The organism is Sphingobacterium thermophilum (genome assembly GCF_039541675.1).
Taxonomy (GTDB): Bacteria; Bacteroidota; Bacteroidia; order Sphingobacteriales; family Sphingobacteriaceae; genus Sphingobacterium; species Sphingobacterium thermophilum.
Map to the genome: position 1 here is coordinate 139,233 of NZ_BAABGR010000029.1, position 24,591 is coordinate 163,823.

Genomic DNA, 24,591 nt, shown 5'->3' on the forward strand with positions numbered 1-24,591 from the left:
ATTTGTCGACGAGCATTACGCTTCTATCAAACAATTTTGGGAATTTATTGTTATCTTAATAAAAACCAAAGAATTTAGCGTATGATTATAAAGCATAATGAGAGTGATTCCAAGGGTGCTTTCTTAGCTATTGAAGATAATGTTCAGATAGGAGAGATGACCTATTCCAAGGCCGGAGAGGGAAAGATTATTATAGATCATACGGAGGTTCATCCGGATCAGAAGGGTAAAGGGATTGGCAAGATTCTTTTATCTAAGGCTGTAGAGTTTGCGCGTGACCACAACATAAAAATAGTTCCATTGTGTCCTTTCGCGAAGACTATGTTCGATAAGGACATAGATATTCGCGATGTTTTGGCATAAAGTATTTTTTAATTTGGGCTTGTAGTTAAAAAGTTCTTGAAATGACTTTCAAGAACTTTTTTATTTGCTAACTTAACCATTGCAGGAAATTATAAAGATGGATATTACGAAACGTTTTGATCGGTTGTTAGGTATTTATTTTTACCTTCAGTCCAAGCCTGTGGTGAAAGCTCAAGAGCTTGCCGACAAGTTCGATATGAGTCTTCGAACCGTGTATCGTGATATCCGTTCGTTATTGCACGCAGGAGTACCTATCGTGGGTGAGGCCGGTATAGGGTATTCTCTGATGAGTACCTACAAGATTCCACCTATACGCTTTTCGGAACAAGAGGCATTGAGTTTTGGTGTTGCCGAGAAGCTTATGCGGCATTACCTTGATAAGGAGATGGGTGAACATTTCAGTAGTGCCCTTCGAAAGATGAAGGGGATGTTGCGGTTCGCGGAGAAAGAACATGTAGCTGACTTGGAAAGCAAAGTATTAATCAACAAACAGAAAAATTTTATCAACGAGAAAGTTCCGGCGGCGTTGGCAACTCTCTTCGAAAGTATGGTAAAAAAGAGACAGGTAAAACTTACTTATAAAGCTCTAGAAAGTGACTTGCAAGAGCGGCATATAGAAGTGATTGGAGTATTCCAAGAGGACCAGTTTTGGTATTTTATGGCTTATTGTCATCTTCGGAAGGCGGTACGACAGTTTAGACTCGACCGTATTGTGGATATACATCTTACAGAGAAACGGTATACCCAGCAACTTGAACCCTTGCATGTCTATCTTGAGCAAAGAAGAAAAAATCAGGAGAAGCAGATTGTTCGGATACGTACCAGTAGAGAGATGGCGCGCTATATGTATTGGGACCGCCAATATTTTGGTTTTGTGAGTGAAGAAATGAAAGATGACGGTGTGGAGATGCTCTTCCACACCGCCAATATCCACCATTTCGCCCGATGGATATTAATGTTTGCGGACGATGTGAAGGTGTTGGAGCCCTCCTTTCTGAAAGAGATGATGAGGGATGTCCTTCAGCGTGCTATAGCCAATTTATAGGATTTAGTACCTATCCCAGAAAAAAGGAGGAGCAATACCTAAAGCTCTCAGATATACATATCCTTGACCTCTATGATGGATTTCGTTATCTATCATGTATAGAATATTCTCAACAATTGGAAATTTGTATTCTCCAAAGAGATTGAACTCTTCATGAAATCTCTCCTCTGGGAGTTGATTGTATAGTTCGGCGATCTTTTGGGTGTCATAGTCCCATTGGGTCAACAATGCTTCCTTAGTAAGCAGTCCTTCGCGGTGTGTAAAAGGTGTAGTTCTGTTGAGAATCATATCTTCTAATGCGGGTACGGCAATAGACAACAGCTCATTGACCATTTTGGCGAAGGGGCGCATGCCTCCGATTGAAAATTCAAACAGTTCCTTTTCGGGAAATACTTCTATTGTTCTTTTTGTAAGGGTTCTATGTTCTAACCAATGTTTCAATAGTTCATCTTTTGTGATAATTTCTGTCTTCTTCATAGCTTGTTGGTTTTTGTTATACCAAAGCTAAGAGATGGAAGTGACAACTGTCTGTCAGCAGTATTTTGAATTTTTTAATAAAAAAGGAGCAAACGCTATGCTTGCTCCTTTTCATTTTTCCAATAGAAAGGTTAAATTTTCGGTTCTTGTTGACTCAAACAATGAAAGCTTCCTAAACCCCAGATGATGTCTACGGAATTAATACCTATAACTTTACGTCCGGGGAAACAAGATTGGATGATTTGAAGTGCTCTTTCATCGTTTTTGTCGTTAAAAATAGGCACGACCACCACTTTGTTTGCGATATAGAAGTTGGCGTAAGAGGCCGGAAGTCTTGTGTCTTCGTAGATGACAGGAGCAGGCATTGGCAACTCCACGATATTGAGTTTGCGTCCATCAAGGAGGGTCATCTTTTTCAGTGCCTCCAGATTTTCCTGTAAGGGCTGATAGTTTTCGTCTTCCGGATTTTCTTCGACTACTGTAAGGACTGTATCTTCATTGACAAAGCGGGTAATGTCGTCGATATGTCCATCTGTATCATCTCCCACAATGCCATCACCAAGCCATAATACTTGCTCCTGTCCATAGAATTCTTTCAGATATTGCTCTATCTGTTCTTTGGTTAGGTGTGGATTACGGTTTTCGTTCAGCAGGCAAGATGTTGTAGTGAGGACGGTTCCTGCGCCGTTGAATTCCACGGATCCACCTTCCATGACGATAGGAGGAGTAAATAGCGGTAAACCGAAGTGGTTAGCAATTTTGGTAGGTATCACATCATCCAGGTCGAATGGAGGATATTTTCCCCCCCAGGCATTATAGCCCCAGTCTACTACGGCTTTTTTCTTTTCGGTTTTGTTGATGACAAAAGCAGGGCCATGGTCTCTACACCAGGCGTCGTTAGTTTCGTGGAAATAAAACTCCACATTGGCAAGATTGGCGTTTACAGCTTCAAGATGCCTCAAGGCAAAATTTTTCATGGCTTCATCGGCCACGTTTATCCGTACCTTTTGGTCCTCCGCTACCGCTTTGATAAACTCCGAATACGGCTTATATATTGTTTCTATCTTTCCCGGCCAGGAAGCTTCCTTGTGAGGCCAGCTCAGCCACATAGCTTCCTGTTCAGCCCATTCGGCAGGGAAAGAATACCCTTGTTGTTTCGGTGTATTTTCTAATGTCAAACTCATTTAACTCTTTTTCCTTCTGTGATGAAAATATTAATCTTCGTCAATAAATCTTTTGGTGATAGGTCCGTATGTTTCGATACGTCTGTCACGTAAGAAAGGCCAGTGTTTGCGGAAATAATCGGACTCTTTAAGGTCTAACTCTACCACTTTAACTTCTTCTTTGTCGTGAGAAGCTAGGTATAACAATTTGCCTTGTGCGTTTGTTACAAAGCTACCTCCCCAGAACTTCATAGCACCATCCTGCTCGTACCCTACACGGTTTACAGACACCACAGGAACCCCGTTGGCTACAGCGTGTGAACGTTGGATGATCTGCCAAGCATTGTATTGGTCTTTGTTGGTCTCTTCATCTTGGTCTGTAGCCCAGCCTATAGCTGTAGGATAGAATAGAATTTCTGCTCCCATCAATGCAGTGATACGCGACGCTTCAGGATACCATTGATCCCAGCAAATTAATACTCCTATCTTTCCGAATTTGGTTTTGAAAACTTTGTATCCCAAATCTCCCGGTGTGAAATAGAATTTCTCGTAATAGGCTGGATCGTCAGGGATATGCATTTTGCGGTATTTTCCTAGGTAAGAGCCATCAGCATCCAACACGGCAGTGGTATTGTGGTAAAGACCTTCCGCTCTTTTCTCGAAAAGGGAAGCGATGATAACTACGCCTAACTCCTTGGCTACAGTCGACAAAGCGTCAGTAGAAGGACCAGGAATAGGTTCTGCTAGGTCAAAGTTGTCATAATCTTCGACGTCACAGAAATATAATGAAGTGAAAAGTTCTTGCAAACATACAATCTGAGCGCCATCGGCAGCAGCTTCTCTAATTTTCTCAATAGCTTTATTAAGGTTCGCTTGCTTGTCCTTCACACAAGACATCTGAACCAATCCAACTTTTACTTTGCTCATCTTTAGAATTATTATTTTACAAAGACAAAGATAAGATTATTTATAGTATCCCATGGTAATTGCGTACGAGTTTCCTCTTTTATGTGGCACAGATGACGTACGGTTAACATTTAATTGCTGTCATGTCTAATAGAGAAGGGAATAATCCTCCTCTGCTTTATAATTTTTTAGTATAGGTTAAAAACTCATAAATAAATGTATCTTTGGTGGACTAACGCAGTATAACTATCTTTTTTATGAAAAAATTATATGTAAAACTAATAGTTTGTGCCTGTATACTTCTTATCTCAGGAGGTCTTAAAGCTCAAACACTTAAAGGAATCGGTAAGAAGATTGGCAAAAAAGTAGAATCCGTAATAAATAATACAATTGAAGAAGGGGAGAAGACTTCCTCCTCTAGTACAGGTCCAACGAAAACATCCAACCCTTCAAAATATGGCCCTTTCGAAGATCTTCAAGGTATGAAATATGATTTTCAGCGAGGTACAGAGCGTGTTTTTTACGATGATTTCAGCAAAGATGCTGTAGGAGAGATGGCGCAGCGATGGACCAGCAATGGGCGTGGAGAAGTTAATACAGTGGAAGGAATAGAAGGACAGTGGCTTCAGCTGTTTGACGGAAATACCTATAAGATTAAAGAACTAATACGAATTCCTGAAGATTTTACATTGGAATTTGATGTGCTGTCATTCAGCGAACATAAACATGAGTTTGCTTTGGACTTCGGTTTCGATTATGAAAAAGGAGTAGGGAAACACTATTATGTAGCGGAAGAAAATCCAGTGAATATCAGGGCATCTTATCGTTTCAACTATTTTCAATTCAACAGCAAGGAAACTTCACCCAAGAAAGAAAGCATGGTTAAAGCCAATATGTCAACTTTTGTCAACGACATTATGAAGGTTAAAATAAGAGTGGAAGGAAGGCGTATGCGTACATATATTAACGATTACAAGATTCTCGATACCGAAATGACGGACCCATCGATAAAAAAATATTTTTATCTAGCACTGAATAGCGACGACAAATCGGGTTCAGTATATGTGTCCAATTTTAGGATTGACAAAATTTAATATTGCCTAAAGCCTCTCTTAAATCAGGAGGCTTCTTTTTAGTTTATGACATGGGTAAGTAATAATCCATCCCTGCCAATCTTTTTTGCTGTCATGTCATAATTCATCCTTTTGTGAAGATTTAACAATGATTTTCTTATCTTTAGGCGGAATTTTAAAAACTACGCCTGGTAGTTTTTCAATTTCGTGTGTTATTGTAGAAACATTAATATTTTCAACAGGAAACTATGTCATCTAAAATCATTTACACTAAAACAGATGAAGCGCCGTTGTTGGCGACGTATTCTTTTTTACCTATAGTTCAAGCATTCGCTAAAACTGCGGATATCGAAGTAGAATTAAAAGATATTTCATTAGCAGGACGTATTCTTGCTAATTTCAACGAATATTTGACTCCAGAGCAACAGACTAATGATGCTTTGGCAGAATTAGGCCGTTTGGCAACTACTCCGGAAGCGAACATTATCAAATTGCCAAACATTTCGGCTTCTATCCCTCAATTGAAAGCGGCTATTGCGGAATTACAAAAGGCCGGCTACAATGTTCCAAACTATCCTGACACACCTTCCAATGAGGAGGAAGAAAAAATCAAAGCTACTTATGCTAAGGTGTTAGGGTCGGCTGTAAACCCTGTATTGCGTGAAGGTAACTCAGACCGCCGTGCTCCTAAAGCCGTGAAAAACTACGCTAAAGCTAATCCTCACCGTATGGGCGAATGGAAAGCAGACAGCAAAACGAAAGTTGCTTCCATGCATGAAGGAGATTTCTACGCTACAGAAAAATCAGTAACAGTAGAAAACGATACACAATATAAGATAGAATTTGTAGGTGAAGACGGATCTGTAAAAGAATTAAAAGGCTTGGCTCCACTGAAAGCCGGAGAAGTGATTGACTCGGCGGTGATGAGCTTAGCTAAATTAAAACAATTCGTTGCTGCTACTATTGAAGAGGCCAAAGAGCAAGGCGTATTACTATCGGCACACTTGAAGGCGACGATGATGAAGGTTTCTGACCCTATCATGTTTGGCGCTATCGTCGAAGTGTATTTCAAAGATGTATTTGCGAAATATGCTGGTCTTTTCGAATCGTTAGGTATCAATAAGAACAACGGTCTTGGTGAAATATACGCTAAGATTGCCGGTCATGCCCAAGAAGAAGAGGTGAAAGCCGCCATCGATGCTGCTATTGCCAATGGTCCTGACCTTGCTATGGTAAACTCCGACAAAGGTATTACCAACCTTCACGTGCCTTCAGATGTGATTGTGGATGCTTCTATGCCAGCCATGATCCGTATCGGTGGTAAGATGTGGGATAAAAACGGTCAAGAGCGTGATACTATCGCTATAATTCCTGACCGTTCGTATGCTGGAGTTTACGAAGCGGTAATCGCGGACTGTAAAGCCAACGGGGCTTACGATCCTAAAACCATGGGTTCAGTGCCTAATGTGGGATTGATGGCTCAGAAGGCCGAAGAGTATGGCTCACACGATAAGACTTTCCAAGCGCAGGCCAACGGTACAATCCGTGTGGTAGATGCTGAAGGAAATGTGTTCATGGAACAGGCTGTGGATGCTGGTGATATCTTCCGTATGTGTCAGACTAAAGATGCTCCAATCCAAGATTGGGTGAAATTAGCCGTAACACGTGCCCGTCTTTCCAATACGCCTGCTGTATTCTGGTTGGATGAAAACCGTGCACATGACAGAGAAATTATCAAAAAAGTAAAAAAATACTTGCCAAATCATGACACTACAGGTTTAGATATTCGTATCTTATCTCCTGTAGAGGCTACTAAATTCTCTGTAGAGCGTATCCGTCAAGGGTTGGATACTATCTCTGTAACAGGTAACGTATTGCGTGATTACCTCACAGACTTGTTCCCTATCTTAGAGGTAGGAACTTCTGCGAAAATGCTATCTATCGTACCGTTGATGAATGGCGGTGGTTTGTTCGAAACAGGAGCTGGTGGTTCAGCACCTAAACATGTAGAACAGTTCTTAGCAGAAGGTTATCTACGTTGGGACTCTCTAGGAGAGTTCTTGGCATTGCAAGCCTCTCTTGAGCATCTGGCGCAAACGCAAAACAACCCTAAAGCACAAGTGTTGGCGGAAGCCTTGGATGAAGCTAACGCCCTATTCTTGGCTAATGATAAGTCTCCTGCGCGTAAGGTAGGACAGATTGATAACCGTGGTTCGCACTTCTACTTGGCCTTGTATTGGGCACAAGAGTTGGCTAAGCAAACCAAAGATGCGGAATTGGCAGCTAGATTCGCGCCTCTCGCTGAAACATTGGCGGCAAATGAAGCTAAAATCAACGAAGAGCTCATCGCAGCACAAGGTCAGCCTCAGGACATCGGCGGATATTATTTCCCTAATGATGAATTGGCTTCTAAAGCTATGAGACCTTCAGTGACATTGAATAATGCTATAGCTTCTTTATAAGCAGTTGATAGCTGAAAATAAAAAAGCCCTTTGTGTTCACACAAAGGGCTTTTTTATGCTTTATTAAATTTATGCTCCTAAATTAAATTATACCACTTCTGAAAATAAATCAAATAATTAGTTGATAATCCAATTATTATACCTACCTTGCAGAAATAATAAAATAATACAATATGAATAACGGAACTGTAAAGTTTTTTAATGAGACCAAAGGATTTGGTTTTATTACTCCTGATGGTGGTGGCGATGATATTTTTGTTCACGTATCAGGGTTAGTTGACCAAATTCAACAAGGCGACCATGTATCGTATGATGTAGAAAACGGTCGTAAAGGCATCAATGCCACTAATGTGAGAGTAAACTAATTATTATATATAATTTATCTTACAGAAAGCGAATCATATGATTCGCTTTTCTTTTTTTATAGCGGGTTATAAGACGATTACTTCGGTGACTTGAAGTCCTTGTCTGCTGGATTTGGACTTAAACTTCACTTTTTGATCCTGATGCAATACAAAACCTAAAATCTTAAAATTGAAATAGACATTTTCTCGTGTTTCGTTATCGCGGATAAAGCCATATTGGCCGGCTTCATTATAGAAAGAAACCTTGCCGTACGCATATTCCTCTTCAGGACGTACTAGATCTTCTTCTTTGAATTCGTATTTCTTTACAGGAGGTGTGTCGGATATGTTTCCATTTTCATCGACATAGGCAAACATCTCTTCTAAAGATTTTCCTTTGTCGTTAGATTCCTGACGTTGTGCTCTTTTTTCTTCTTTTTCTTTACGTTTTTGCAGTTTTTTCTTGGCGATTTCTTTTTTTCTAAATGTTTGTTGGCTTTGACTCATGTATGATTTTTTAATGATGATTTAATGGGAAAAGTCTTACTTATCGTCAAGAATTCTGTGGAAAGAATAGGTAGGCGAAAATGTGCGGCTTTTGTCAAATATACTAAAAATTATTGAAATAAAGGAACTTATTTCTTATTCTTGGTGAATACTAAACTGCATTGCTATGATAATTATTGATTCACCTTCACATGATGCCTATTTCAATATTGCATCGGAAGAATATTTACTTTCCCGTTTTCCAAAAGAAGAAATTCTTCTTTTCTATATCAATGCACCTTCCATTATCATCGGTAAATTTCAGAATACGCTGGCCGAAATTAATCTGGATTATGTGAAGGAACATGGCATCAAGGTGGTACGCCGTCTATCCGGTGGTGGGGCAGTGTATCACGATCTTGGAAATTTGAATTTCTCTTTCCACACCAAAGCTGAAGATAAAGATTTTACGGATTTTGAAACTTTTACCAGACCTGTGGTTAAGTTGCTCAACAAGCTCGGTGTTCCGGCTAAGCTGGAAGGTAGAAATGATCTGCTGGTGGATGGGAAAAAGTTTAGCGGTAATGCCAAGACTATTAAAAATATGAAGATGATTCAGCATGGGACGATTCTGATTCATTCAGAAATGTCGGTTCTTGCCGACGCACTGAAGGTCAATCCGCTTAAGTTTGTCGATAAAGCCGTCAAATCGAACCGTGCTAGGGTGACCAACCTGATAGATTACCTTCCCGAGGGCACCACGACAGAGACGTTTAAGCGCCTTTTTATCGAAGAAATCAAACAAGATAATGAGCAGGTAGAGATTTATAATTTTGATGAAAAAGATATCCGAGCCATAGAAACTTTAGCTGCAGAAAAGTACAGCACGTGGGACTGGAACTTTGGCGCTTCACCGGATTACAATTTTAAGAAGGCTAACAAAGTGCCGGCCGGATTTATAGAAGTGCATCTTGATGTACATAAAGGTTATATCGAAAAAGCTAAGATTTTCGGAGATTTCTTCGCCTCTAATGCCATAGAAGAATTGGAAGAAAAACTGGTAGGAGTGAAGCATGAGGAAGAGGCATTGAAAAAGGTGTTGCAAGAGAGCGACCTAAAGGCTTTTTTCGGAAATGTAACCTTAGAAGAGATATTGGATATCTTCAAATAGATATTTAAGCTCCTGCATAAAAGCATCGAAATATTTTCGATGCTTTTTTATTTTACTAGTTTACAGTTTTTTATCGGCAGGCTACCCGTCGGGTAGTCTTGTTTTTACTCCGCGAACTACCTTGTGTGAAGCTTAATGGTTTCTAGTTTGATTTTATTTTTGCCAGCGGAATCAAACTAAGTAACCAAATTAATAACATATATGAAATTTTCTAAAGTAGCGCTTGTCGGTGTATTATGTGCCGGCTTATTAGCATCCTGCGGAGGCAGAAAAGTGGTTGATACGGGTATTGCATCACAAACTGCACGCATTTCTGGTCAGTTGAAAAGATCGGAATACACTATCATGAATGAAAGCTTCACAGCTACTGTTCAAAACAAAAAACAATACAGAAAATACACGCTAGATGAATTGAAAAAAGTAGCATTCATGATGGCTGAAAAAACAGCAATCGAAAAAGGTGCTGACGGTGTATTAAACCCTACTTTCATGGTTGATCAAAAAAGAAAAACGTATACCGTTACTGCTCGTGTAAAAGGTTACAGAATTAAGAGCGATGACGAGTACATCGATATGGATTAACAGTTGAAAAACGGTACGACTGGTGGTAATTAATTGAAATTATTTGTAACACCATAATATGCGAAAGGGATATCAAAAGATATCCCTTTTAAATTATCCGATTATGAAAAAGAAACTACTCAAGATAGCCTTGATGTTTGCTGTTTCGCTGACATGTCAGGAAGTTGCAGCGCAGAAAATAGAGCTTAAAGATATTCAAGGTATGACAAGAAAAACTCTTGCCAGCATACAGAGTGAAATGATAGCTCAGGATTTCAGCATTGCTAATATTTTCAACGATAAGTTGAGTGCTACGGATTCCGTGGTATTCAAATACGGCAATAGCATATATCTTTCATATAAATCAAAAAAGAAGACGGAAGGTGCTACGGTAAGCTATAGCTTTCCATTTAAGGATCTTTATATCAACTATTGTAAGGTGTTGGAGTCCAAGTCTTATATGCTTCTACACACTTCTGCAATACCTTCTTTAGGATTGGAAAATATCTATTACGATAAGGAGCAGGGGCAGGTGCTTTCCTTAACGTTGAGACATGAGTCTGCCGAAGATAAAACGTTCTATCCAAGTACCTATACGCTTAAGGTCTTGTCTGCTGATGATGCAGCTAAGCTGTTAAAAAAGCATAAGATAAAGCTAACGGCTTTATAAGACATTTTCTGTTGTGGGGGGGAGGTAAAAATGCTGCTTTTCTCTTAAGCTCGTGGCGGCTGTCAACCCCCATAATACTATATATTGCTTTAAGGTGGTATTTCACGGTGTTTTCCGATATAAAGAGAATTTCCCCAATTTCTTTATTGGTCTTTCCTCGCTTAACAAGCTCTATGATATCTCTTTGTCGGTCTGTCAAGGCCATAAGGTCTGCATTTCCTTCCTCCAGATTCGCATGATTGTGTAGTAGGACCGTGCTGTTAGGCTTGTATTTATTTTTTCTGAATAAAAATAAATATCCTATCCCTTCGAACAAGATAAAGAGAATACAAGTCATGATGGTAGAATAACGGACTTTGCTTTTTGCGTATTCCAACTCTTCGGAGGTAATTCGACCTAGATGTTTTTGCTCTATAATGTTCAGCTGTCCTAAGATGTTAGAAGTATCATAAGCTTTCCATAGTTTATTGAAAGCTTCTTGAGCTGAGAGTAGTTCTGCCGCACTATTGGTGTGGAGGTAATATTGCGTTAGGGTGTAGTGAAGAACCAGCGTGTAATATTTACTTTGGTACTGTTGCGCCGCGCGGATGCCTTCTTCAAACGCTTCCAATACTTTATCTTTCTGCCCCTGTCTTTTATGGAATTCCATTTTTGTGATCAGTGCATACGGTAGATTAGATGTTTGGGGGCTTCTTTTTGGAAGATGTATATCGCTTCGGTAAGCAGTTTTTCTGCTTTCTCGAATTGCTTGTCTTTACTCGCCAGTCCGGCTAAAACTGTCCAATAAAAAGCTTTTATAGGGTCGGGGATATGTTTCAGATGATGAGGGCTTATTTTGCGTAAAAATATTCGCGTCTCCTCCTGCATAGCTGCTTCGTATGCTATAAAAAGCCTTTCAACACTAATTCTTGCTTCTACTTCTTCAAAGTGGCGTTTATCTTTTTTCCAATTTCTTCTGCTAAGGTGAGGCATTCCAGTGCCAAAGTGTAGTTGAACAACTGTTTATATAAGGCGGCTTTGTGAAGAAGAAGCTTATATTGGCCGTAATAATCATCCGCACCGATTTCTTCTCCTTTTTCGAGGATAAAAAAAAACGATTTCTCTAATTCTCCTTTATGGATTAATGAAGTAATATTTTGTTCGAATTGAGTGGTATTTTTTGAAGGAATGACAAAGTTTAAAAACAGCTGCAAATTCAATACCACTCCAATTACAAAAGTGTTTGCCATTAAGAACAATCCGTTGTGTTAGTGTTTCTTTAAATAGGTAGATGTAGAACTACAAGCTGCAAAGATAAAAATATGATTGTGATTTCTTAATGAAAAACAACAAATACCTATTAATAGGTATAAAAAAGCAGGTCTGCCCGGACGACAGACCTGCTTTTTCCTAGCCATAGCGTCTATTAATTTAGATGAATGACAAAATCTTCTTTGCTGAAACGTACTTTCTTCAATTTGACATTCCAGTCGTTAGCTTCGTCTCTATAACCTAAGGCTAATAAAGTCACTGATTTTAACCCCAATTTATCCAAACCCAAAAGCTTGTCGAGTTGCTCATTGTCGAAGCCTTCCATAGGAGTGGCATCCACTTTTTGTTCGGCAGCAGCTGCGATAGCCAATCCGAAGCCTATATAGGCTTGTCTTGCCGTATGGTTAAAATGTTCTTCTTGCGTTTGTTGAGACAGCTTACTCCACAACATATTTTTGTAGTCGTTGGAAAAGCCAGCAGGTAAGTTTCTTTCTTTCTCGCTGTATTCAAAAACTTTGTCCAAATACTCCTGTGTATAACGGTCATAAGCCGCAAATACCAATAGATGCGAACAGTCTACAATCTGAGACTGACCATAAGCTATAGGTTGAATCTTAGCTTTCAATTCAGGATCTGTAATCTGAATTACTTTGAAAGGTTGTAGTCCAGATGAAGTAGGGGCCAAACGTGCCGCTTCAATGATATAATCGACTTTTTCTTGAGCTACCGCTTGACCATTCATTTTTTTTGTCGCGTATCTCCACTTTAAATCTTCTAATAAGCTCATATATTATTTTTTTTGTAATGTATAAATAAATCCTTCTACCGCGTCTATAAGGGTAAGAGGAGGTGTGTTTGAAATTTTGTGATTAGAAAGTAGGTCTATAGCAATAAAGCCGTGAAGCATAGACCAAAATGTTTTAAGCTTCAAATGCTTGTCGACCGCCGTATTTTTATGATGAATTAAAACTTTATCAATAGCGTTGAGCATCTGATTGGAACTGGATTTCATTTCCTCGGAGCTATTTATAGTTTCACAGGCAGGTATTCCTAAGCCAAACATAATACGATAGTATTTTGTATGGTTAGAAGCAAAATGCCAATAAGCTAATGCTATATTACGTAGATTGTCCTCTGCACTGGAATTTTCCGATAGAGAGTCTTTTAGTTCCTTGGAAAGCAATTTGAATCCCTCTTTCGAAAAATACTCTACAATAGCTTCCTTATTTTCAAAATGCTTATAGATTATAGGGACACTATAATTTATAGCCTCCGCAATTTTGCGGATGGAAAGAGCCTGCCATCCTTCTTCTTGAATAATTTTCCAAGATTCATCGATTATGGCTTGCCTTTGCTCTAATATTTCTTTTTCTCTACGTGATAGCATTTACTTGCATTAGTTAACAGTGTTAGCAAAGCTAACGGTGTTAATTTTTCTATGCAAATTATAATAAAAATTGTACTTTAATCTGACAATTCCTATTTTGATAAAGCATCTTTCAAGATATCGATGAATAGGAAAAAAATCTCTTTAGTTTTAGGTAGTGGTGGTGCCCGCGGCATTACGCAGATAGGCGTTATCAACTGGTTGATAGAGCATGAATTTGAAATAGACGAGGTGGTAGGTTGCTCCATAGGTTCTTTGGTAGGCGCTGCTTTTGCCGAAGGTCGTATTCATGAGTTGGGAGAATGGATGTCCAAGCTCACTAAGCGGGAAGTATTCCGTCTGATGGATTTCGGAGATCCGCGCTACGGCTTTCTGAAAGGACAGCGCGTGTTGAATACTCTGCAGGAAGTGTTTGAGGATGTACCCATCGAAAATATGAAGATAAACTATGCTGCTGTGGCTACGGATCTTGTCAATGAGGAGGAAGTCGTCTTCCGGAATGGTAGTGTATATCATGCGATAAGAGCTTCTATAGCTATTCCTGGTGTGTTTAAATCCGTCAATACGGGAAGTCAGTTTCTTGTAGATGGAGGAGTGCTTAATCCTCTGCCTATCAACTATGTTCGCCATCGTGAGAATATAATTGTGGCTGTAAATTTAGATGGTCCTCCCTTACTGAAAACACCTATAGCCTACGAGAAGCTGAATGCCATATCCCTGCTGCAAGAGTCCTATTTTGCCATGCGAAGAAAGCTTACACAGCTCAACATAGACTTATACAAACCGAATTATACTGTTCATATTCCACATAATATTTCCGGTATTTGGGACTTTGACCGTTCGAAAGAGTTGATAGATACCGGCTATCAGTTTGCTGAAGAGCAGCTGGCAGGACTTTTAAACGGAAAGAAATAAAAAATGCGATTGACATTTGTCAATCGCATTTTTTCTATAGAAAATAGAATAATTATTCTTCGATTACGACGCCCATTTTGCTGAATTTGTCAATTCTTTCGGCCACCAGTGTGTCGGCATCTTTCGTTTTCAGGATACCTAAGTCGGACAACAGCTGGTTCTTAAGGTTGGACGCTGCTTCTTCCGGATTTTGATGGGCTCCTCCCAGCGGTTCTGGGATGATGCCGTCGATAAGGCCGTTGGCCAACATGTCGTCTGCAGTAAGTTTTAAGGCTTCTGCTGCACGTTCTTTGTGATCCCAACTTCTCCATAGGATAGAAGAACAAGATTCAGGAGATATAACTGAATACCAAGTGTTTTCCATCATATATACACGATCTCCTACACCTATACCTAGGGCACCGCCGGAAGCTCCTTCACCTATAATGACGCAAATGATAGGCACTTTCAATACGGACATTTCTAACAGGTTGCGGGCGATAGCTTCACCTTGACCTCTTTCTTCAGCCTCTAAGCCCGGATAAGCACCCATCGTGTCTATAAGTGTGATGACAGGCTTGTTGAATTTTTCTGCCATCTTCATCAGACGCAACGCTTTACGATAACCTTCTGGGTTCGCCATACCGAAATTACGGTATTGTCTTTCTTTGGTGTTCTTACCTTTCTGATGACCTATGATCATCACTGACTGACCGTTGATTGACGCGAAACCACCTACGATAGCTTTGTCGTCTTTTACTGTGCGGTCTCCGTGAAGTTCGATGAAGTCTTCACAGATCATGTTTATGTAGTCCAACGTCTGCGGGCGTTCCGGATGTCTTGACATTTGAACTTTTTGCCAGCCCGTCATGTTTTTATATACTTCAATTTTTGTTTGTTCCAACTTTTCTTCCAATTCGCGGATGGTAGCACTCATGTCCACTTTCGTCTTTTCTGACACCTGCTTCACTTTCTCTATCTGTGTTTGCAATTCTGCGATTGGCTTTTCAAAATCAAATGTAGTATTCATATAATAAATTACACTCATCGTTTATTCTGGCTAAGTTAGTGTATTTTTGGATAATTTAAAACGCTTTTTTAATACTCGGCAACAATTAATTTTATTAGTTTAGTACTGTTTGAATTAGCGGATAAACTTTTTTGCATGAACACTATAGTTATCTTTATACTTAAGGTTGTAGCAGCTATTTTATTTGTAGCCATATATATTGTATTTCCGGATACTAAGGAAAATACTGTACTTCTACAGGCTATTAAAGGGGGAAACACCTTTCTGATTCCCAGCATTATCTTGTCTATCATTCGTTTTACCGTTATTTCGCTCTATAATGCCCGCCATGCGAATAAAAACGTGCGAGGCAATTTCGTGCTGGCCATTAACAGGGTGACAAGTATGGTGAACGCCGTACTTCTGGTTATTGCGATCATGGTAGGCTTAGGAATTAACCCTATAGAGTTTGTAACCAGTTTGACCATCGTGGCCATGGCTATTGCGGTACTGTTTAGAGATTATATTACCAACCTGCTGAGTGGCCTTTTTATTATGTTTTCGGATCAGCTGTCTGTAGGGGACCGCATCAAGGTGGGAGATTATAAGGGAAGAATTATGGATATCAATTTCGCTAATATTGTCTTGCAAAATGAGGAAGATGATATCGTTATGGTGCCCAACAATCTGGTGTTTACGCAGGCTATAGTTAACCTGTCGGCACACCGCTCACAGCTCTTTACCATAAAATTTGAGCTGCCGCTGTCCGTAGCCTCCGATATAAAAACTTTGGAAAAGGAGATTATCCCTATTTTAACCAATCATCCGAATATAGATCAAAGCCACACACCGAAGCTTATTGTGCAAGAAGTAGGAAAAGATTATGTAAAATATAAGTTTGAGCTATACGCTACTACGAGTAGTAACAGGCTACATCGCGATATAGAAAATGAAATATTGCGTGAGATCCTGCTGTTTGAACACGATAGAATCAAATCTTCCTAACCTTAACATTTTCGACGAAATGGTTGGATCCTTTCTGCAAAATGAGATCGGCTCTGTATTTTGTCGGTAAAATGTTGTTATGCAGGTTGGGACTGTTGATTTCATTCCATATATGTATGGCCATGGCTTTGCTCTCTTTCGGTGTCAGGTTGGCATAGCGGTGGAAGTAAGAGTCCGGATCTTGGAAGGCTGTGGCTCGTAAGGACTCAAAGCGGTTGATATACCACTGTATGATGTCTTCTTCTTTCGCATCCACATAAATAGAGAAGTCAAAATAGTCGGAAACGAAAATCTTGTTGTTTTGTCCTTTCTGGGAGTTTACCTGCAACACGTTGATACCTTCAACGATAAGTATGTCAGGATCTTCAATCAGTAGGGTATCGTCAGGCAGAATATCATAATGAAGATGCGAATATACGGGTACGATATGTTGGCGTATACCCGACTTTACGGCGGTGAGGAAGTTGAGGAGTTTCTTGGTATCGTAACTTTCGGGAAAACCTTTGCGGTTGAGGATTCCTCTTTCGGAGAGCACCTTGTTAGGGTAGAGGAAACCGTCAGTAGTGACCAAAGCAACCTTGGGTTTTTCCGGCAGGAAGGAGAGCACCTTTTGGAGCACTCTTGCTGTAGTACTTTTGCCTACCGCTACAGAACCAGCTATACCAATAATAAAGGGGAGCTTCTGCTGGTTTCTACGGAAGAATTTGTTTATGGTATGACGCACTTCGTGGTATTGCTGGATATGAAGTTCCAGCAGGCGTGCCAACGGAAAGTAAATTTCTTCGATTTCCGCATAGTTTAGCGGTTCGTTGGCTGCATGCAGCTTGTCTATCTCCTCAACACTTAAGCTTAGGTTGAAGTGGCCGTTCAGTTCTTTCCATTCTGCTCGATTGAAATCTAGGAAAGGACTGTTCAAAAGTTTTTCTTCCGGAGATGATAGCATTTATTTTTCCTTTTAGTGGCGCAAATATAGCTTTCCTACAATTTTTTGAAAGGATTTATTTTTATTCTTTTTCATCCAATAATCCTTCTATTATTAACGAACCTGTCGCGGGATTTGTTGCTAGTGGTACATTATATAAATCACATATTCGCATAAGCATCTGTATATCTGGTTCGTGTGGGTGCTTTCCTAAAGGATCTCTGAAGAATATTATTCCCGAAATTTTACCTTCTGCTGCCAATGCCGCTATTTGGGCATCACCTCCCTTGGGACCACTAAGTTTCAACTCTACTTGTAAGCCTGTTTGCAGAATATATGTTCCGGTAGTTCCTGTAGCAATGAGATGGGCTTTTTTAAGGTATTCGATATGGTCTTTGACGAAGGCTACCATCTCTGCCTTTTTTCCGTCGTGCGCAATCAATGCTATTGTTTTCATAAGCAAACAGTTTATATAGTTTAGTATATTTTCTTATCCAAAGAATATGTAAGCCACTACGATTGCCGCGATGACACCTACGAGCTCGGATAGCAGGGCGCATGGCAAAGCGTGTCTCGTATTTTTGATGGCTACCGATCCGAAATATACCGCCAATACATAGAATGTCGTTTCGGTAGATCCTTGGATGACACATGCCACGCGAGCAGCAAAGTCGTCAGCCCCTTTGGTATTCATAAGTTCCACCATCAATCCCCTTGCTCCAGATCCACTTAAAGGTTTCATGAAGGCCACTGGCAGCGCCTCTACAAAAGAAGTGTCGAAGCCAAGTTTGGCGATGACAAACGAAATACCTTGTACAAGGTAGTCCATAGTTCCCGAAGCTCGGAAGACAGCTATAGCCACGAGGATAGCTACCAAGTAGGGGATGATATTCACCGCAACGGAAAAACCTTCTTTAGCACCTTCTATAAAGGCGTCATATACATTAATTTTTTTGTAAAAGGCTAAAGCTATGAAGGATACAAAAATGGTAAACAGGATAACATTCCCCGCCACTTTGGAGATAATTTCTATTTCGGGCTGAGATAGCGTAGAGAAATAGTATAACAAGGCCCCGATAGCGACAGTCAGCGTACCCAAATAAAGAAGGATGGTCTTGTTGAATAAGTTTATTTTCTGATAGATGGAAACCAAAATCAGGGCTGCCAATGTAGAAAAGAAAGTAGCGATAAGAATAGGCAGAAAGATGTCCGAAGGTTGTGCTGCTCCTGCTTCTTGGCGGTACGCCATGATGGAAATGGGCAATAATGTAAGGCTCGAGGCATTAAGCACGATAAACATAATTTGTGCATTGCTGGCCGTATCTTTTTTAGGGTTTAGCTCCTGCAGTTCCTTCATGGCCTTCAGTCCCAACGGAGTAGCTGCATTGTCCAACCCTAAGGCATTGGCAGAGAAGTTCATCAGTATGGAGCCTAATGCGGGATGGTTTTTCGGAATTTCAGGAAAAAGTTTATTGAAAAAAGGACCTACCAGACGTGCGAAGATGGCGATCATACCGCCTTTTTCACCTATTTTCATGATGCCTAAAGCAAAGGTCATCATACCTATTAATCCTAATGAGATAGATGCTCCATTGGCTGCACTGTCGAAAAGTGATTTGATTATATTTTGGAAAACTTCGGTGTCGCCTCCAATAAGTTTCACTAATGCTACTACAAAAGTGATAAGAAAAAATGATATCCAGACGTAATTTAAAGCCATATTTGTTCTATTTCAGTAGTAAATGTAAGAGTTCTGCCTGATTCTAACAATTTGGTATTTGGTTTTTGCGTTAATTTTTTGTGACCAAAGGTCAACGGCTTACTTAAGAAGTAAGGGTTTGCAGGATGGCCGATGCTTTGAGTAAGCATTCGTTATACTCTTTTTCAGCTTCGGCATCAATGGTAATGGCCCCACCTGTATGAAAAGAAAGATACTTTTCACTCTGGTTGTAGAGGATAGTGCGGATGACCACATTGAAGTCGAAATCTCCTTCCGGAGAAAAATATCCTACGGTTCCCGAATATACTCCACGGCGTGAATGTTCATAGGTATCGCACAGCCGCATAGCCGACACTTTAGGTGCCCCCGTCATAGATCCTGGAGGGAATATGTTTTTAATAGCTTGAATATCACTTATTTCTTTGCTCTTAGTGCAAGTGATGGTGGATATTAGCTGATGAACCTGTTTAAAGGTGTGTACTTCCAGTCTACGCTCTGCTGCTACCGTTCCGGGCTGAGCCGACCGTGTCATGTCGTTGCGTACCAAGTCCACAATCATCACATTTTCTGCGATTTCTTTTGGATTTGATTTCAGCTCGTTGATGATGTTTTCGTCCTCTTCGTGAGTATTCCCTCGAGGTGCTGTGCCCTTGATAGGTTGTGAAATCAGCATGTTGTCCCTTTTGGCGAGAAAACGTTCAGGAGAGGCAGACAGAATATATCTATCTGACAGCTTGAAGAAAGTTGAAAACGGAGTAGGAGATACCCTGTTCAGTTTTTGATAGACTGCGAGAGGATTTATGACGGCATTTTCGGCATAGAATTCTTGACAAAGATTTACTTCGTAAATGTCTCCACGCCGTATATGACGAATCATATGATCGAAAGCCGTGAAATACTCTTCCTTACTCATCCGGGTTCGGATATTTGGAGTGGCAGTGTTTTCCTCTTTAGCTTCTTCCGAAAAGTTGTTGATTTGGTCAAATACTGCTTTAGGATCGTCGGCTTCTATATGTATGGAGGTACCACAGAACTTTATCAGTACCTTGGGAATAAAAAAATAACAGTCCGGAAATTTCAGTGGATTAGGGAAGGGGGTGTGTAGCTCTTCAATCTCGTTTTTGAGGTCATAACCAAAAAAACCAAACATCCACTGTTGCGGATGTTTGGTTTTAAATATTTCCAAACTTTCGAAAGTGTTTTGGGAACTCTCGAAGGTAGCTATGCTATCTACTGCCAAGATAGAGTCTATGGCCGAGAAGGCGTCCTTATAGCCATTCGATTGAAGATAACAACACTGTTCAAACTGCTCCGCCCAAGCTAAAGCTTTACGTTCAAATCCTTCTATGTTTACTTCAAAGATGGCTTTTGCCATGTCTTATTTCAATACGATAGTTTGTGTACGATCTGGACCTACTGACAAATATTTGATTGGAACTTCCAACGCTTTTTCTAAGTACGCAATGTAGTTGGCCAAAGCCGCAGGGATTTCTTCTTTCGAGCGTATACCTGTAAGATCTTGATTCCAACCTTCAATTTCTTCGTAGATAGGTTCCGGCTTAATGGCGTTGATGTCGTACGGCATATAGTCGATTACCTCACCATTGTATTTGTAGTGCGTACAAGCATATATCTTTTCGAAGCTATCTAACACGTCGGCTTTCATCATGACAAGCTCGGTCACGCCGTTTAACATGATGGCATATTTTAAGGCAGGGATGTCTATCCATCCTGTACGGCGGGCACGACCTGTTGTGGCGCCGAACTCATGTCCTAGCTGACGTAGCTTTTCGCCTACCTCGTTGTCCAGCTCTGTAGGGAAAGGACCTCCACCTACACGTGTACAGTACGCTTTGAAAATACCGATTACTCTTCCGATTTTGTTAGGAGCCACACCCAAACCGGTACAAGCACCGGCAGTCGTGGTGTTCGATGAAGTTACATATGGATATGAACCGAAGTCTATGTCAAGCAATGTTCCTTGAGCACCTTCTGCCAAAACTTTTTTACCTTCTCTTAGATATTGGTTTACCAAGTGCTCTGAATCTACATGAGGGATAGTTTTGATAAAGTCGATGGCCGCTAAGAAAGCTTCTTCACGTTCGCTGAAGTCAGGAATTTCGCCGTAGTGTGACAAGATTTCTAGGTGTTTGGCTTTCAGCTTTTCGTAACGTTCTTTGAAGTCCGCTAGGGTAGTGTCTCCCACGCGAAGACCGTTGCGACCGGTTTTGTCCATATAGGTAGGACCAATACCTTTCAATGTAGAACCGATTTTGCTGGCCCCCATCTTTGACTCTGAAGCGGCATCCAGCAACTGGTGAGTAGGCAAGATTAAATGTGCCTTACGAGCTAATACCAATTTTCCTTCACCTATAGGGTCGAAACCTGCAGCTTTCAAGTTGTCCAACTCTCTTTTTAAGATGATTGGATCGATTACTACTCCGTTACCGATAAGATTTAAAGTAGTCTTATTGAAAATACCTGATGGAATGGTGTTTAAAACAAACTTTTTGTTGTCAAACTCTAACGTATGTCCAGCATTCGGACCACCTTGGAAACGCGCTATCAAATCGTATTGCGGACATAATACGTCCACAATTTTACCTTTTCCTTCGTCGCCCCATTGTAAGCCCAATAGCACATCAACTTGCATAATGTATTAATTTGATATTGTGATTGAAAGTTTTACAAATTCTATTAAAAACAATGTTCGGAAAATAGGTCGATCCATTTTCCGAACAAATTTACTATTATTAATAATGTATAGAGAATTTAATTTAAATTACTTCTTTGCTTTCGTCCTTTTTTTCGGCTTCACGTTTGGCTTTGCAGGTAGAGCAGATGCCATACAGGTTCAAAGAGTGATGTTTGATGTCGAACTTCAACAGTTCGCCGATCATGGTTTGTATCTGATGGATACGAGGATCGCAGAATTCAACCACCTTATTGCACTCTATGCAGATGACGTGGTCGTGCTGCTTATATCCATAAGACTTTTCGAACTGCGCCATGTTGCGTCCGAACTGGTGTTTGGTCACCAAGTCACAAGATACGAGTAGCTCTAAAGTATTGTATACAGTAGCACGGCTGACCCTGTATTTTTTATTTTTCATGTGGATATAAAGGGATTCCACATCGAAATGATCATTACGCGAGTAAATTTCTTCTAAGATAGCATATCGCTCAGGAGTCTTTCTTAGATTTTTATTTTCTAGATAAGCCTCAAAAATTTTTTTTACGGTTTCGTAATTTTCTGCCTGATTCATATTGTTGATTGCTCCTAAGCAAATTTACCAATTAATTTCCAAATATGCTATCGCTGCGTTTGCAGTGATGAAGGATACTTTAATGTTCTGACTCATAACGGGTAACACTGGTTACTCCCGGTACTAACTTAAGACGGTTTATTAGACTTTCTAGTTGTTCAATGTTGCTGATATTCACCATGATATTTCCTTCGAAGATACCTTCATTGCTGGTGATGCTGAGAGAGCGTATGTTGACACTGAATTCCTGTGAGATGACTGTAGTTAGTTTATTAACCAAGCCAACGTCATCTATACCCAAGATACGTATTCCGGTGATGAAGGAATGGTCGATTTTCGATGAGGCCCATTTTGCTTTAAGGATACGGTAGCCGTAGTTGGCCATCAGCTTAGAAGCGTTAGGGCAGGAGGTGCGATGAATCTTGATTCCTTCATTTACGGTAAGGAAGCCGAAGATGTCGTCTCCCGGAATAGGGTTGCAACATTGCGCCAAAGTATAATCCAACTTTTGGAAGTCGTCACCAATCAAAATGGTATCGGAGTTTTTGCGGTCAATCTTTTCCACCAATCCATTGATATGGGAGGTGAACTGATTTTGCGTGCTTTCCTGAGACTTCTCACTAGCCAGATAATCTTTTAGATGCTTGATATCAATGTTTCCTTTGGCAACATTGTAGAAGAGGTCCTGAGAGCTTGGAAACTTAAGGAAGTTGGCGATCTTGTTGATATTGTCTGTGTTATAGGTGATTTTCAGCGACTTCATCTTTCGCTCCAAGATCTCCTTACCGTCTTCAGCAATACGGCGTTTCTCTTCTTTTAGGGAGGACTTTATTTTGGATTTGGCTTTAGCCGTAACCACAAAGTTTAGCCAATCCTCCTTTGGGGTCTGTTTGCTGGATGTAATGATTTCTACTTGGTCACCATTCTGTAAACGGTGGCTAAGCGGTACCAGCTTATGGTTTACCTTTGCGCCAATACATGTAGCTCCTATATCGGTATGGATTTCGAAAGCGAAATCTAGGGCAGTAGCTCCATTAGGCAACTGAATTAGGGTTCCTTTTGGGGTGAAGACGAAAACCTCGTCTGAGAAGAGGTTCATCTTGAAGTCGTCCAGAAAGTCCAAAGCGTTTTGCTCAGGATTGCTGAGGATGTCACGCACCTTTTGTATCCATTGGTCCAGACCGTTGTCTGAAGTGGACTCTTTGTATTTCCAATGTGCGGCAAATCCTTTTTCTGCAATTTCGTTCATACGCTTGGTTCGTATCTGCACTTCGACCCATTGACCTTTAGGTCCCATCACTGTGGTATGTAGAGACTCATAGCCGTTGGCTTTAGGGGTCGAAATCCAGTCGCGAAGCCTGTCGGGGTTTGGTCGATACAGGTCTGTGACGATGGAATAGACCTTCCAACATTCGGTCTTTTCGTTTTCGTATTCTGTGTCTATGATAATACGGATAGCGAAAAGGTCGTACACCTCCTCGAAAGGAATAGACTTTTTGCGCATCTTATTCCAAATCGAATAGATGGACTTCGGACGTCCGAATACTTCGGCATTTATATTTTGTTCGGTCAGAATCTCCTGTATAGGCGTGATAAAGTCTTCGATATATTTTTCGCGCTCAGCTTTTTTCTCGTTAAGTTTTTTAGCGATAAACTTATACGTATCCGGGTCGGTATATTTCATGGAAAGATCTTCCAGTTCCGACTTGATGGCATAAAGCCCAAGACGGTGTGCCAGAGGAGCGTATAAGTAGCTAGTTTCGGAAGCGATCTTGAGTTGCTTGTGGCGGGCCATGAATTCCATGGTACGCATGTTGTGCAGCCTGTCCGCCAGCTTAATGAGGATCACACGTACGTCATCCGCTAAGGTGAGCAACATTTTTCGGAAATTTTCCGCCTGGATGGAGCTGTTAGGGTCGAAGACTCCCGAGATTTTGGTCAACCCATCTATAATCTTGGCTACCTTTTTCCCGAATTGTGCTTCTATGTCTTCCAATGTTACGCTGGTGTCTTCCACCACGTCATGCAGAAGGGCACATACGATAGACGTAGGTCCTAAACCTATCTCTTCCGCAGCGATCTGCGCTACGGCAATGGGGTGATATATGTACGGTTCGCCTGACTTGCGGCGCATGTCTTTGTGGCTTTCCAGTGCTAGTTCGAAAGCCTTGCGAATCATCTGTTTGTCGCCTTTTTTAAGGGTAGGTTTACAAGCTCTTAATAACGCTCTGTATCGCTTACGTATCTCCTTATTTTCCGCCTCAATATCAATCACATAATCTTCCATAAGAACTTCCTCAAAAATTTCGAAATTTGCATCAAAAAAATTATCTTTACGACTAGGTGATGGAGTATCAAAAACCACGCCTATTTATTGATAAATATACATATTTATCTTTGATTTTGATTCCTTTTT

Annotated in this window: 27 protein-coding genes; 10 read left to right on the top strand and 17 right to left on the bottom strand. The window is 40.5% G+C overall.

Annotated features, from left to right (window positions below):
* The first annotated feature begins 81 nt into the window (after positions 1-81).
* Positions 82-363: a GNAT family N-acetyltransferase gene (locus ABD873_RS10345; protein ID WP_039054557.1), complete on the top strand. Its 282-nt coding sequence runs from the start codon at positions 82-84 to the stop codon at positions 361-363.
* A 97-nt stretch (positions 364-460) separates the two neighbouring features.
* Complete coding sequence (locus ABD873_RS10350) at positions 461-1,408, top strand: helix-turn-helix transcriptional regulator (protein WP_345068069.1); 948 nt, start codon at positions 461-463, stop codon at positions 1,406-1,408.
* Positions 1,409-1,411: 3 nt separating this feature from the next.
* Here the strand turns inward: ABD873_RS10350 and ABD873_RS10355 are convergent, their stop codons facing one another.
* The 3 genes from ABD873_RS10355 to ABD873_RS10365 all read right to left on the bottom strand — a co-directional run bounded on the left by ABD873_RS10355 (position 1,412) and on the right by ABD873_RS10365 (position 3,975).
* On the bottom strand, positions 1,412-1,885 hold the full coding sequence (locus ABD873_RS10355; protein ID WP_345068071.1) for a DinB family protein: 474 nt from the start codon (positions 1,883-1,885) through the stop codon (positions 1,412-1,414).
* Between the two features lie 131 nt (positions 1,886-2,016).
* Positions 2,017-3,069: an agmatine deiminase family protein gene (locus ABD873_RS10360; RefSeq protein WP_345068073.1), complete on the bottom strand. Its 1,053-nt coding sequence runs from the start codon at positions 3,067-3,069 to the stop codon at positions 2,017-2,019.
* A gap of 30 nt (positions 3,070-3,099) precedes the next feature.
* Entirely contained in the window at positions 3,100-3,975 is an 876-nt protein-coding gene (locus ABD873_RS10365; protein ID WP_039053780.1) for a carbon-nitrogen hydrolase, read from the bottom strand.
* Between the two features lie 236 nt (positions 3,976-4,211).
* Here ABD873_RS10365 and ABD873_RS10370 point away from each other — a divergent pair, with 236 nt between their 5' ends.
* From ABD873_RS10370 to ABD873_RS10380, 3 genes are all read left to right on the top strand, one after another.
* Entirely contained in the window at positions 4,212-5,048 is an 837-nt protein-coding gene (locus ABD873_RS10370) for a hypothetical protein (protein ID WP_345068076.1), read from the top strand.
* Positions 5,049-5,275: 227 nt separating this feature from the next.
* Positions 5,276-7,489, top strand: a complete 2,214-nt coding sequence (locus ABD873_RS10375; RefSeq protein WP_345068078.1) for an NADP-dependent isocitrate dehydrogenase — start codon at positions 5,276-5,278, stop codon at positions 7,487-7,489.
* A gap of 173 nt (positions 7,490-7,662) precedes the next feature.
* Positions 7,663-7,854 (top strand): cold-shock protein, encoded by a 192-nt coding sequence (locus ABD873_RS10380; RefSeq protein ID WP_039053777.1) that lies wholly within the window; start codon positions 7,663-7,665, stop codon positions 7,852-7,854.
* 66 nt (positions 7,855-7,920) lie between these two features.
* Here ABD873_RS10380 and ABD873_RS10385 read toward each other — a convergent pair whose 3' ends face one another.
* Positions 7,921-8,340 (bottom strand): cold-shock protein, encoded by a 420-nt coding sequence (locus ABD873_RS10385; protein ID WP_345068081.1) that lies wholly within the window; start codon positions 8,338-8,340, stop codon positions 7,921-7,923.
* A 166-nt stretch (positions 8,341-8,506) separates the two neighbouring features.
* Here ABD873_RS10385 and lplA point away from each other — a divergent pair, with 166 nt between their 5' ends.
* From lplA to ABD873_RS10400, 3 genes are all read left to right on the top strand, one after another.
* A complete protein-coding gene (gene lplA, locus ABD873_RS10390) occupies positions 8,507-9,490 on the top strand; it encodes a lipoate--protein ligase (protein ID WP_039053775.1) in 984 nt (327 codons plus the stop codon).
* A 201-nt stretch (positions 9,491-9,691) separates the two neighbouring features.
* Positions 9,692-10,072 carry a hypothetical protein gene (locus ABD873_RS10395; RefSeq protein ID WP_345068084.1) on the top strand — a complete coding sequence of 127 codons (381 nt, stop codon included), beginning with the start codon at positions 9,692-9,694 and terminating at the stop codon, positions 10,070-10,072.
* A 103-nt stretch (positions 10,073-10,175) separates the two neighbouring features.
* Entirely contained in the window at positions 10,176-10,721 is a 546-nt protein-coding gene (locus ABD873_RS10400; RefSeq protein WP_345068086.1) for a hypothetical protein, read from the top strand.
* Here the strand turns inward: ABD873_RS10400 and ABD873_RS10405 are convergent.
* The 5 genes from ABD873_RS10405 to ABD873_RS10425 all read right to left on the bottom strand — a co-directional run bounded on the left by ABD873_RS10405 (position 10,678) and on the right by ABD873_RS10425 (position 13,359).
* Positions 10,678-11,370: a response regulator transcription factor gene (locus tag ABD873_RS10405; protein WP_345068088.1), complete on the bottom strand. Its 693-nt coding sequence runs from the start codon at positions 11,368-11,370 to the stop codon at positions 10,678-10,680. The genes ABD873_RS10400 and ABD873_RS10405 overlap by 44 nt on opposite strands.
* Positions 11,371-11,378: 8 nt before the next feature.
* A complete protein-coding gene (locus ABD873_RS10410; RefSeq protein ID WP_345068090.1) occupies positions 11,379-11,588 on the bottom strand; it encodes a hypothetical protein in 210 nt (69 codons plus the stop codon).
* A gap of 47 nt (positions 11,589-11,635) precedes the next feature.
* Complete coding sequence (locus ABD873_RS10415; RefSeq protein ID WP_345068092.1) at positions 11,636-11,950, bottom strand: hypothetical protein; 315 nt, start codon at positions 11,948-11,950, stop codon at positions 11,636-11,638.
* A 176-nt stretch (positions 11,951-12,126) separates the two neighbouring features.
* The gene (locus ABD873_RS10420) at positions 12,127-12,759 is read right to left on the bottom strand and encodes a nitroreductase family protein (RefSeq protein WP_345068094.1); all 633 of its coding nucleotides are present in this window, start codon (positions 12,757-12,759) and stop codon (positions 12,127-12,129) included.
* 3 nt (positions 12,760-12,762) lie between these two features.
* On the bottom strand, positions 12,763-13,359 hold the full coding sequence (locus ABD873_RS10425; RefSeq protein WP_345068096.1) for a TetR/AcrR family transcriptional regulator: 597 nt from the start codon (positions 13,357-13,359) through the stop codon (positions 12,763-12,765).
* Positions 13,360-13,482: 123 nt separating this feature from the next.
* On the opposite strand from ABD873_RS10425, the gene ABD873_RS10430 reads away from it, so the two are divergent.
* Complete coding sequence (locus ABD873_RS10430; RefSeq protein WP_039053769.1) at positions 13,483-14,274, top strand: patatin-like phospholipase family protein; 792 nt, start codon at positions 13,483-13,485, stop codon at positions 14,272-14,274.
* Between the two features lie 52 nt (positions 14,275-14,326).
* Here ABD873_RS10430 and ABD873_RS10435 read toward each other — a convergent pair whose 3' ends face one another.
* Positions 14,327-15,283: an acetyl-CoA carboxylase carboxyltransferase subunit alpha gene (locus tag ABD873_RS10435; RefSeq protein WP_039053768.1), complete on the bottom strand. Its 957-nt coding sequence runs from the start codon at positions 15,281-15,283 to the stop codon at positions 14,327-14,329.
* A gap of 135 nt (positions 15,284-15,418) precedes the next feature.
* On the opposite strand from ABD873_RS10435, the gene ABD873_RS10440 reads away from it, so the two are divergent.
* Positions 15,419-16,267: a mechanosensitive ion channel family protein gene (locus tag ABD873_RS10440; protein ID WP_345068099.1), complete on the top strand. Its 849-nt coding sequence runs from the start codon at positions 15,419-15,421 to the stop codon at positions 16,265-16,267.
* Here ABD873_RS10440 and coaA read toward each other — a convergent pair.
* The 7 genes from coaA to ABD873_RS10475 all read right to left on the bottom strand — a co-directional run bounded on the left by coaA (position 16,254) and on the right by ABD873_RS10475 (position 24,462).
* Entirely contained in the window at positions 16,254-17,210 is a 957-nt protein-coding gene (gene coaA / locus ABD873_RS10445; RefSeq protein ID WP_345068101.1) for a type I pantothenate kinase, read from the bottom strand. The two genes, ABD873_RS10440 and coaA, sit on opposite strands and share 14 nt — an antisense overlap.
* Positions 17,211-17,271: 61 nt before the next feature.
* Positions 17,272-17,646, bottom strand: a complete 375-nt coding sequence (locus tag ABD873_RS10450; protein WP_345068103.1) for a methylglyoxal synthase — start codon at positions 17,644-17,646, stop codon at positions 17,272-17,274.
* Positions 17,647-17,679: 33 nt separating this feature from the next.
* Positions 17,680-18,909 carry a nucleoside recognition domain-containing protein gene (locus ABD873_RS10455; protein WP_345068105.1) on the bottom strand — a complete coding sequence of 410 codons (1,230 nt, stop codon included), beginning with the start codon at positions 18,907-18,909 and terminating at the stop codon, positions 17,680-17,682.
* A gap of 103 nt (positions 18,910-19,012) precedes the next feature.
* Entirely contained in the window at positions 19,013-20,284 is a 1,272-nt protein-coding gene (locus ABD873_RS10460) for an anthranilate synthase component I family protein (RefSeq protein WP_345068107.1), read from the bottom strand.
* 3 nt (positions 20,285-20,287) lie between these two features.
* Complete coding sequence (locus ABD873_RS10465) at positions 20,288-21,562, bottom strand: adenylosuccinate synthase (protein ID WP_345068109.1); 1,275 nt, start codon at positions 21,560-21,562, stop codon at positions 20,288-20,290.
* 124 nt (positions 21,563-21,686) lie between these two features.
* The gene (locus ABD873_RS10470) at positions 21,687-22,175 is read right to left on the bottom strand and encodes a Fur family transcriptional regulator (protein WP_345068111.1); all 489 of its coding nucleotides are present in this window, start codon (positions 22,173-22,175) and stop codon (positions 21,687-21,689) included.
* Positions 22,176-22,254: 79 nt separating this feature from the next.
* Entirely contained in the window at positions 22,255-24,462 is a 2,208-nt protein-coding gene (locus tag ABD873_RS10475; protein WP_345068113.1) for a RelA/SpoT family protein, read from the bottom strand.
* Positions 24,463-24,591: the final 129 nt, after the last annotated feature.

Bases quoted from the DNA above. Each gene is read 5' to 3' on its own strand.
- ABD873_RS10345 (WP_039054557.1), top strand. From the start codon at position 82: ATGATTATAAAGCATAATGAGAGTGATTCCAAGGGTGCTTTCTTAGCT.
- ABD873_RS10415 (WP_345068092.1), bottom strand. From the start codon at position 11,950: ATGGCAAACACTTTTGTAATTGGAGTGGTATTGAATTTGCAGCTGTTT.
- lplA (WP_039053775.1), top strand. From the start codon at position 8,507: ATGATAATTATTGATTCACCTTCACATGATGCCTATTTCAATATTGCA.
- ABD873_RS10410 (WP_345068090.1), bottom strand. From the start codon at position 11,588: ATGCAGGAGGAGACGCGAATATTTTTACGCAAAATAAGCCCTCATCAT.
- ABD873_RS10430 (WP_039053769.1), top strand. From the start codon at position 13,483: ATGAATAGGAAAAAAATCTCTTTAGTTTTAGGTAGTGGTGGTGCCCGC.
- ABD873_RS10460 (WP_345068107.1), bottom strand. From the start codon at position 20,284: ATGGCAAAAGCCATCTTTGAAGTAAACATAGAAGGATTTGAACGTAAA.
- ABD873_RS10450 (WP_345068103.1), bottom strand. From the start codon at position 17,646: ATGAAAACAATAGCATTGATTGCGCACGACGGAAAAAAGGCAGAGATG.
- ABD873_RS10465 (WP_345068109.1), bottom strand. From the start codon at position 21,562: ATGCAAGTTGATGTGCTATTGGGCTTACAATGGGGCGACGAAGGAAAA.
- ABD873_RS10405 (WP_345068088.1), bottom strand. From the start codon at position 11,370: ATGGAATTCCATAAAAGACAGGGGCAGAAAGATAAAGTATTGGAAGCG.
- ABD873_RS10370 (WP_345068076.1), top strand. From the start codon at position 4,212: ATGAAAAAATTATATGTAAAACTAATAGTTTGTGCCTGTATACTTCTT.
- ABD873_RS10475 (WP_345068113.1), bottom strand. From the start codon at position 24,462: ATGGAAGATTATGTGATTGATATTGAGGCGGAAAATAAGGAGATACGT.
- ABD873_RS10435 (WP_039053768.1), bottom strand. From the start codon at position 15,283: ATGAATACTACATTTGATTTTGAAAAGCCAATCGCAGAATTGCAAACA.
- ABD873_RS10470 (WP_345068111.1), bottom strand. From the start codon at position 22,175: ATGAATCAGGCAGAAAATTACGAAACCGTAAAAAAAATTTTTGAGGCT.
- ABD873_RS10395 (WP_345068084.1), top strand. From the start codon at position 9,692: ATGAAATTTTCTAAAGTAGCGCTTGTCGGTGTATTATGTGCCGGCTTA.
- ABD873_RS10375 (WP_345068078.1), top strand. From the start codon at position 5,276: ATGTCATCTAAAATCATTTACACTAAAACAGATGAAGCGCCGTTGTTG.
- ABD873_RS10355 (WP_345068071.1), bottom strand. From the start codon at position 1,885: ATGAAGAAGACAGAAATTATCACAAAAGATGAACTATTGAAACATTGG.
- coaA (WP_345068101.1), bottom strand. From the start codon at position 17,210: ATGCTATCATCTCCGGAAGAAAAACTTTTGAACAGTCCTTTCCTAGAT.
- ABD873_RS10385 (WP_345068081.1), bottom strand. From the start codon at position 8,340: ATGAGTCAAAGCCAACAAACATTTAGAAAAAAAGAAATCGCCAAGAAA.
- ABD873_RS10455 (WP_345068105.1), bottom strand. From the start codon at position 18,909: ATGGCTTTAAATTACGTCTGGATATCATTTTTTCTTATCACTTTTGTA.
- ABD873_RS10365 (WP_039053780.1), bottom strand. From the start codon at position 3,975: ATGAGCAAAGTAAAAGTTGGATTGGTTCAGATGTCTTGTGTGAAGGAC.
- ABD873_RS10380 (WP_039053777.1), top strand. From the start codon at position 7,663: ATGAATAACGGAACTGTAAAGTTTTTTAATGAGACCAAAGGATTTGGT.
- ABD873_RS10360 (WP_345068073.1), bottom strand. From the start codon at position 3,069: ATGAGTTTGACATTAGAAAATACACCGAAACAACAAGGGTATTCTTTC.
- ABD873_RS10350 (WP_345068069.1), top strand. From the start codon at position 461: ATGGATATTACGAAACGTTTTGATCGGTTGTTAGGTATTTATTTTTAC.
- ABD873_RS10440 (WP_345068099.1), top strand. From the start codon at position 15,419: ATGAACACTATAGTTATCTTTATACTTAAGGTTGTAGCAGCTATTTTA.
- ABD873_RS10425 (WP_345068096.1), bottom strand. From the start codon at position 13,359: ATGCTATCACGTAGAGAAAAAGAAATATTAGAGCAAAGGCAAGCCATA.
- ABD873_RS10420 (WP_345068094.1), bottom strand. From the start codon at position 12,759: ATGAGCTTATTAGAAGATTTAAAGTGGAGATACGCGACAAAAAAAATG.
- ABD873_RS10400 (WP_345068086.1), top strand. From the start codon at position 10,176: ATGAAAAAGAAACTACTCAAGATAGCCTTGATGTTTGCTGTTTCGCTG.